Raw genomic sequence first — 7,976 nt, 5'->3', positions numbered from 1 at the left:
GGCGGGGGAGCTGCGGGGGTATGAGCGCGGCGGCATCATCTCCAAGATCGGCGGCGCCGTCGGCGGGTTCATCGACAAGGGCAAAGGCTTCTTCTCCGACGGGTTCGTCAAAGCCCTGGACGCGGTCACGGGCCCCATCATCAGCGGCCTGAAAGAGCTGTTCGGGCGGGAGGGCTTCCAGGGGCTCCCGACCCGGCTGGTGGAATTCCTGGTGGCCCGGATCAAGGGCTGGTTGGCGCCGAAGGCTGGGGAGTTGGAGGGCGGTTCCGGGCGGAAGGTCGCGGACATCGCGCGGAAGGAAGTCGGGCACCACGGGCGGCCGAACAAGTACACGCGGGCGCCGGGGATGTGGACCGATGAGTGGTGCGGGATGTTCGTCGACTGGGTGTTCCGGAAGGCCGGGGCGCGGGCGGCGCTGTCGAAAGTCGCGAACACGCCTGCCGTCAGGTCCTACACGGCCCTGTCCAAGACGTCCCTGGCCAAGGCCCGGCCGGGCGACCTCGCCCTGTACCGGGGGGACACGGGGCACATCAACATCGTCACCGACCCCGCCAGCAGGGAGACGGTCGGTGGCAACGAACGCAACAACCGGGTCGTCAAGACCGCCGGCTATGTCAACTCCGCTTCCTCCATCCGCCGCCCCACCGGCTTCCAGGACGGCGGTGTGGTCGATGCCGAGGACGTCCGTCGTGCCGGGGGGCTCGGGGAGCTGCGGCGCATCGTCTGGCAGGACCGCAAAGAGACCGCCACCAGTGCGCTCGACGCCGCGATGAGGGCCCGGCGGGAGATGTTCGCGCCGCCGCCCGGGACGCACGACTCCGGGGGGGTGCTCCTCGATGGGCACGCCGGGATCAACCGGTCGGGTGCTGCGGAGATGGTGCTCACGGCCGCGCGTCTGGACCGCTGGGCGTCCGCCACCGGCAGCGGTGGGGGCGGGGTGACGGTCACCGGCCCGGTGACGGTGACGGTGCAGGCCCGGGAGATCAAGGAAGCCGTGGATGTGCTGCGGGTGCTGGAGCGTCTGCCGCAGGTCGCGCGCAGCCACGGTGCGCGCAGGCGAGAGGGGATGCCGTGACGACGAACGAGCACAGCGGGGCGGGGGAGGCGGTGGCCGCCGCCCAGCGCGCCGCCCAGCAGTGGGAGGACCACCCGGACCGGGACATGGCCGGGCGCCTGTCCTGCACCGACCTGGCGGGCCGGACCGGCACCATCGGCGCCGTCGCCGCCGACGAGGAGGGGGCGCTGCTGGTGTGGACCGGGCCCGCGGTGGGGGAGCCGGGGCTTCGGATCATCGACCCCACCGGCACGGACACCCTCACCGCCGCGGCGCTGGCCATGGCCGGAGAGACGGAGAGCGCACGATGACCACCACCCTCGTCCTCGGCCACTCCTCGGACGGCTACCTGGAGTCCTCCAGCACCACCTACGCCACCGCCCTTGCCGGCGCGAACCTCATCGCCCCCGGGTCCACGCTGCCGCTGATGTTCGTCGGGCAGTCCCTCGGCAGCGGTGTGCGGTACGTGTGGCAGTCCTTCGTGCGGGTCGACTGGGTCGGCAGCACCACCGCCACCCCCGTCGCCGCATACGTCAGGCTGACCAACAACGCCGCGGCCGGCACCAACGTGACCAGGGATCTGGAGCTGCGGGAGTACAACTGGGGCACCTCGCTGACGACGGGGAATTGGCGGACGCCCGCCCAGCTCGCCGCGCTCACCCTCCGCGGCCGGGTCGCCGGCGCCCAGCAGGCCGGGTCCCTGGTGGTGCGCGCCGGCCTGGACCTCGACCAGGTGGAGTCGACCGCGACGCGCCGGTACGTGGTGTGCTCCAGCCGCAACCGCAACCAGCAAGCGCCCAGCGGCACGGAGTGGAACAACCTGCGGCAGTCCATCACCGGGAACACGGCCGCGCAGCGGGTGGCGCTGCTGGTGACCGCGACGACCCGGCACGTCATGGACCTCACCCTCGCCGCCCAGGTCCAGCTCTCCGACGGCACGCACGTCTACCTGGAGCAGCTCAATCCGGGGCCGGAGATGGGGCAGTACCGGGTCTGGCACGCCGACTCTGCGGGGAACGCGACGATGGTCGCCGCGATCAACGCGGCGGCGGACCGGCGCGGCGCCCAGAGCCACACCCTCACCCGCGACGCGGACGACAACCTCTACGTCATCAACCAGGCGACGGGGAACCACCGGATCAACGCCCGCGCGCTGATCAAGGGCGCGGGGTACACGTGGTCCCTCGGGACGCAGCGCACCGGGGTGCTACCGGTGTACGACGCGCCGGTCAACAACGTGTCCGCGGCGTGGCATCCGCAGGGCGGGGCGGCCGGGACGCTGGTGGTGGTCGCCGCGCACCGGCCCGGCCCGAACACCGGCACGCAGATGCCCTACGCCCTCCTGTCGTGCGATCACCTGCTGACGGGGGCGGGGACGCTGCTGCGCGGGTCGGGGGACGCGGAGGGCCGGCTGATCGCCGGAAGCGCACCGGATGGCTTCAACAACTACGCCAACGAGACGGGTTCGCTGCTTGAGGTGGTGGCGGCGGGGCCGGGGTCGGCCCGTGGGTGGGTGATGTCCACCGCGCAGCACCAGGTGCTCGGCACCGCCGCCCGCCAGTCCCTCGCCCGCTACGTCCTGAACGCTGCCGGCGATGGGTTCTCCTCGATGGCCCGGACCACGGACTCGGTGTCCGGGTTCAGCGTCAAGGACGCGGACGCCAAGAGCCGGGTGTTGCCGATCTCCGAGAGCCAGTTCGTCACCGTCAACGCCTCCTCCACCAGCTCTGCGGGGTTGACGGTCAAGCACCGCCAGAACACCGGCACCAGCTCGGAGTTCGTTGTGCTGGCGGACGTGCGGCTCGCCGCGGAGGGCATCGCCTCCATGCCCGCCGCCGGCACGTTGGCGACGTCTCCGGCGTGGGATGCGGTGTACGACCCGGCGGGGCACCGGGTGTGGGTGTACTACACCGATGCCTCGGCCCCGCTGCGGATCATGCGCACCCATGTGAACCTGGCGACGGGGCAGGCCGGGCGCGACGAGGTCGAGGTCACGGACCTGTCGGGGATGTGGGCGGGGTACACGCTGCGTTCGATCCGAGTGCACCGGGGGTCGATGGTGGGGCAGCAGGTGCGGCTCGGCATCGGCCTCCAGACCGGCGCCTCCCACACCCTCATCCACGCCGATGACTGGCTGAACCTCCCCCCCGAGCAGCCGCTCCTCAGCCCGGTGGCGAACTTCGACGCCACCGGTGCGGTGACGCTGCGGTGGCAGTTCAGGGATCCCAACCCAGGCGATGCCCAGTCCGCGTACCGGATCGAGATCTGGGATGACGAGAGCGACACCCTGGCCCTGGACACCGGCAAGGTCGCCTCCGGCGCGGAGGAGCACGTGGTGGCCGGGGGGACGCTGCCCAACGACGCCGCCTACCGGTGGCGGGCCCGCACCTGGGACGCCCTCGACGTCGAGGGCCCCTGGTCCGAGCACGGCTTTTTCGCCACCAGCGCATCCGGGAACACCACGATCGTTTTCCCCGCGGCGGACAATCCGGCCGGGCTGGCGACGGGGGATGTGGTGGTGCAGTGGACGGTGTCCGGCGCCACGCAGGACCACTACCGCGTCCGCGCCGTACGCACCGCGGACGAGGTCGTGCATTCGGATACGGGGTGGGTTCCGGGGACCGCGACCACGTACCTCGTCACCGGCCTCGCGTCGGAGGTGGAGTACCGCCTGGAGGTGACCGCCCGCGCCTCCGGCGTGCCCTCCTCCACCGGCACGCGGCTGGTGACGCCCGACTACACCTCACCGATGGAGCCGGTCGTCACCGCCGTTGCGGTGCCGGGGGAGGCGCACATCAGGATCGAGGTCGCGAACCCCACCCCCGGCGAGATCGTCAGCGGGCCGGACGGGACGTTCGAGGACGGCACCACCACCGGCTGGCAGGTCGTGCCGGGCGGCGCGGGCACGTTCGTGGCGGATGACGGGACGGCGTGGGTGGGGGACTACAGCGGCCTCCTCACCCCGGTCGGCTCCCCCGCCACGGTGGGTGTGCGGCCGGAGGAGGGCGTGCGGGCGCAGGTGACGGGCAACCACCGCTACACCCTCTCCTCGCGCCTCTGGCGCTCGGCCAGCGGCTCGGTGCGGTTGGCCGTGGACTGGTACGACGACGACGGGGTGCTCATCTCCTCCTCCCACGCGGACGTCACCGCCGACACGGAATGGGAGCTGCACGAAGCGACGTTCAGCGCGCCGCCCGGAGCGGTGCGCGCCGGGTACGGCCCGACCCTCCTCACCCCCGGCACCGCCACCCTCAACCTCGACGCCCTGGTGCTGCGCACCGCCACCGACGTTCCCCAGCCCGGGGAGGTCGCGATCCTCCGCACCACCATCGACCGGGCGGACGAGGAAGTGCCACTGGACCGGTACGAGCAGATCGCGGTCATCGGCCCGGACTCCTCCCACCGGGACTACCTCGCCGCCTCCGGGCGCACCTACCGCTACATCGCCCGCGCCCTCGCGACGGGTGCCACCGCCGACAGCGCCCCCGCCCAGGCCCGCGTCGACTACCTCGGGGTCTGGATCCACGACCCCCGCAACCCGGAGGGCACGATCCGGCACTACCTGCACGGGCGGGCGCAGCGCTCCGACACCCAGCAGATCGCCCAGGAGCAGCGGCACTACGCCGGACGCCACCTCCCCGTCACCCACTTCGGCGAACACGCGGAGGAGGAGTGGCAGATCACCATCGACGTCCCCGAGGGCCCGACCCGGGAGGAGACCACGCGGTCCCTGCGCGCGTGGCACCGGCTGCGGCTGCCGGTGGTGGTGCGGGACAACCGGTCCCGGGTGTGGATCTCGACGTTGTCCGGGTTCGGCGTGTCGGACGAGGTGTGGGGAGACCAGGTCAGCATGACGGCGACGCGGGTGGACGCGGACACGCCGGGGGGTGAGGGCTGATGCAACCCCTGGCCCCGCCTGTCGGCCCGCACAACCCGCGCGGCGCCACCCGCGAGGAAGTGCTGCGGGCCCTGCGCGCCGTCGACGGCGCGAACCGCATGAGCTTCCGGTACGAACTGCTGGACAGGAACGACGTCAAGATCCGCGATCTGGAGGAGATCGTGGACGGCACCGTCTCCCTCAACAACCTCGCGGTCATCAAGCGCACCGCGACCTTCACCCTCCGCTCCGGGGGCGGCCTCATCGACTGGCTGTCCGACCGGATCCAGCCGTGGGCACGCCTCCACCTCCCCCCCTACGGGCCAGAGGACTTCGTCGAGTGGCCGCTCGGGGTCTTCAACCTCGTCACCCCCACTCGCGAGGTTGACGGCACCGGCACCGTGTGGCGCCGGGTCGAGGGCTACGACAAACTCCAGATCCTCGAGGAAGACCTCATCGCGTCCCGGCTGTCAACGGACAGCCCCGAGATGCTCCTCGTCCGCGACCCTTTCCTTCGGAACGTGACCGGCGGGTGGGGCCTGACCCCGGCCGGGATCGGCTGGTCCCTCATCGTCACGGGCCCGCCCACCACCTGGGGGGTGACCACCGCAGGCGCCGGCTACGCCTTCGTCACCCTCACCGAACAACCCGCGACACTGCGGATCCAGCTACCGCACCGGCGGTCCGCGGACGCCGATGTCCGCACCACCATGGCCGTGTCCGTGACTGCGACCGGCGCCGCTTTCCTCCCCTCGATCGTGCTGCGGTACCGCAGCACAGCAGACTTCTACCGGCTGCGGGTGCACTTCAACACCAACGGCACCCTGTCGCTGTCGGTGGCGGACCGCACGACGCAGGTCGGCGCGACGGAAACGACGGGCCTGTCCTACACCCCCGGCACGATGGTCAACGTCCGGGCGCGCATCATCGGGCAGACCATCACGGGCAAGGTCTGGCCGGCGGGGGCGCCGGAGCCGGAGGCGTGGGGTATCGAGCGCACCATCGAGTCCGCGGACCCGCTGACGCAGGGCTGGATGGGCCTGAGCGCCTCCAGCTTCGGGGGCAACACCAACACCAGCCCTCAGCTTCGGTACGGGAGTTTCGCGTGGGACGGCAACCCCTTGCGGCTGGTCACGCTGGCGGTGCGGCGGGTTCTCCAGCTCGGAGGGGTGAACTCCCACCGCATCACCCCCTCGGAGGAGCGGCTGACCACGGTGCGGGAATGGGAGCCCGGCACGTCGCATCTGGCGATCGTCAACGAACTGTTGGACGCCATCGCCTACCGCTCCCTGAGCATCGACGAGCGTGGGGTGGCGGTCGCCACGCCGTACGTGCCGCCCGCCGAACGCCCCGCGGAATACGAGTACCTCGACGACGAGGTGTCGGTGATGGACCCGGAGGCGGTGCAGGAGCGGGACCTGCACTCCATCCCCAACCGGTGGGTCCTCACCCGCAGCGAGCCGGACGAGCCGGCCATCACGGTGACGTACACGAATTCGGACCCCGCGTCCCCGACGAGCACGGTGCGCCGTGGTCGGGTGATCACGGACTTCCGGGACCAGGAGGACGCCACGAGCGAGTCCGCGCTGATCGAGCGGGCCGCGAACCTGGCGCAGGAAGCCACGCAGGTCTACGAGGCGATCGAGTACAGCACGGCGCCGATGCCCGTGCACTCGAATGACGACGTCGTCCGGATCAGGCGGGATGACCTCGCGTTGGACGGCAAGTTCTCCTCGCACACGTGGGATCTGGAACTCAAAGCGGGTGGGCAGATGCGGCACCGGGCGCGGCGGGTGGTGTCCCTGACCGCCGCCTCGGACCCCTCCATCGTGGTGGGGGATGTGACGGTGACCGGGGCGGTGGAGGCCGGGAACTGGCGCACCGGCACCGTCATCGTCACGCCGGTGCCGAACACCCCGACGCCTGTGGTCATCACGGGCCTGAACCTCACGGGGACGGGGCCGGTGCGGGTGCAGGTCACCCCGGACACTTCCGTCCCCGGCTCCACCTTCCGGGAGGCCGCGGTCCGCAACCCGAGCCCGAACGGCTTCACACTGTGGGTCTTCCGCACCAACGCTACGAACACCGGGATTTTCTGGCTCGCGATGAGAGGAGCGTGATCGTGGGATGACGCGGGTGATGGAGCACGACTACCGGATCTCCGGTGCGCTGACGGCGGGGAATGTCGCGCGGGGGGTCATCGCGATCACCCCTGTGTCGGGCGCCCCGACCTCAGTGGCGATCACCGGCCTGAACCTCGCCGGGGCGGGGACGGTGCGGGCATGGGTCACGCCGATGACGACGGTGCCGGGCACGCTGGTGGTCGAGACCTCGGTGGCCTCGGTGACGGCCACCAGCTTCAATATCTGGATCTTCCGGAACTCGACCGCGACCACGTCGGTGCAGTGGATCGCGATCCGCGACCGCACATGACCAGAGGAGAGGAAGGGGGTGGTGTGGGATGACCGTCATCGACGGTGATCTGATCGTCACCGGCGCCCTGACTGCGGGCAATGTGTTCCACACGGTGGTGCGGGTGACGCCGGAGCCGGGTGTGCCGACGATGGTGGAGGTCACCGGCGTCACCCTGCGGGGGAGGGGGACGGTGCGGGCGCAGGCGACCGCGCACACCTCCGTCCCCGGCATCCGGGTGGTGGAGGTCGCCGTCGCGGCCCTGTCGCCGACGGGGTGTCAGGTGTGGATCCACCGCACCAACAGCGTTGAGACGAACGTCAGTGTCCTGATGTGGAGGGAACCCTAGATGGAGAGAGTCGAGTTCGAGGAGCAGGCCGAGGCGTTCCGGGAGAAGATGCTCGCGCAGCAGGACCTCCCAATGGAGGAGCGCACCTTCCCCGAGAGCACGGAGGAGTGGCCGCACATCGACGCGGTCGTCACCTGCCGCACCCCGGGCTGCCCGGTCGAGGGCCAGCCGTACCAGGTGCGGCTGGCCGTACCGGTGAACGGCATCTACCAAGCCGCCTGCCACCCGTGCGGGCAGCAGCACACCGAGATCATCGCGGAGTTCGACGACGGTCCGGTGAACAT

At 71.2% G+C, this 7,976-nt stretch carries 7 protein-coding genes; all 7 read left to right on the top strand.

What is annotated here, in order from left to right; translation table 11 throughout:
• Positions 1-1,075: C40 family peptidase (locus tag FOE67_RS10400; protein ID WP_182662841.1), on the top strand; the 1,075-nt coding region annotated here is incomplete at its 5' end.
• Positions 1,072-1,365, top strand: a complete 294-nt coding sequence (locus FOE67_RS10395; protein ID WP_182662839.1) for a hypothetical protein — start codon at positions 1,072-1,074, stop codon at positions 1,363-1,365. The genes FOE67_RS10400 and FOE67_RS10395, both read left to right, overlap by 4 nt.
• Positions 1,362-4,952: a glycoside hydrolase family 78 protein gene (locus FOE67_RS10390; RefSeq protein WP_182662837.1), complete on the top strand. Its 3,591-nt coding sequence runs from the start codon at positions 1,362-1,364 to the stop codon at positions 4,950-4,952. Before FOE67_RS10395 ends, FOE67_RS10390 begins: the two co-directional genes overlap by 4 nt.
• Positions 4,952-7,051, top strand: coding sequence for a hypothetical protein (locus tag FOE67_RS10385; RefSeq protein ID WP_182662834.1), 2,100 nt, complete (start codon positions 4,952-4,954; stop codon positions 7,049-7,051). Before FOE67_RS10390 ends, FOE67_RS10385 begins: the two co-directional genes overlap by 1 nt.
• Before the next feature lie 19 nt (positions 7,052-7,070).
• Positions 7,071-7,364 (top strand): hypothetical protein, encoded by a 294-nt coding sequence (locus FOE67_RS10380; protein WP_182662832.1) that lies wholly within the window; start codon positions 7,071-7,073, stop codon positions 7,362-7,364.
• 28 nt (positions 7,365-7,392) lie between these two features.
• Entirely contained in the window at positions 7,393-7,692 is a 300-nt protein-coding gene (locus FOE67_RS10375; RefSeq protein ID WP_182662830.1) for a hypothetical protein, read from the top strand.
• Positions 7,693-7,976, top strand: a 284-nt coding sequence (locus FOE67_RS10370; RefSeq protein ID WP_182662828.1) for a hypothetical protein, incomplete at its 3' end; no start/stop codon positions are given.

The sequence above is a fragment of the Streptomyces calidiresistens genome (assembly GCF_014141525.1).
GTDB lineage: Bacteria > Actinomycetota > Actinomycetes > Streptomycetales > Streptomycetaceae > Streptomyces > Streptomyces calidiresistens.
Note: the sequence above shows the minus strand (reverse complement) of the source record. Positions and strands in the feature narration are given on the sequence as shown.

Coding starts and splice junctions, on each gene's coding strand:
- FOE67_RS10390 (WP_182662837.1), top strand. CDS start 1,362: ATGACCACCACCCTCGTCCTCGGCCACTCCTCGGACGGCTACCTGGAG.
- FOE67_RS10385 (WP_182662834.1), top strand. CDS start 4,952: ATGCAACCCCTGGCCCCGCCTGTCGGCCCGCACAACCCGCGCGGCGCC.
- FOE67_RS10380 (WP_182662832.1), top strand. CDS start 7,071: ATGGAGCACGACTACCGGATCTCCGGTGCGCTGACGGCGGGGAATGTC.
- FOE67_RS10375 (WP_182662830.1), top strand. CDS start 7,393: ATGACCGTCATCGACGGTGATCTGATCGTCACCGGCGCCCTGACTGCG.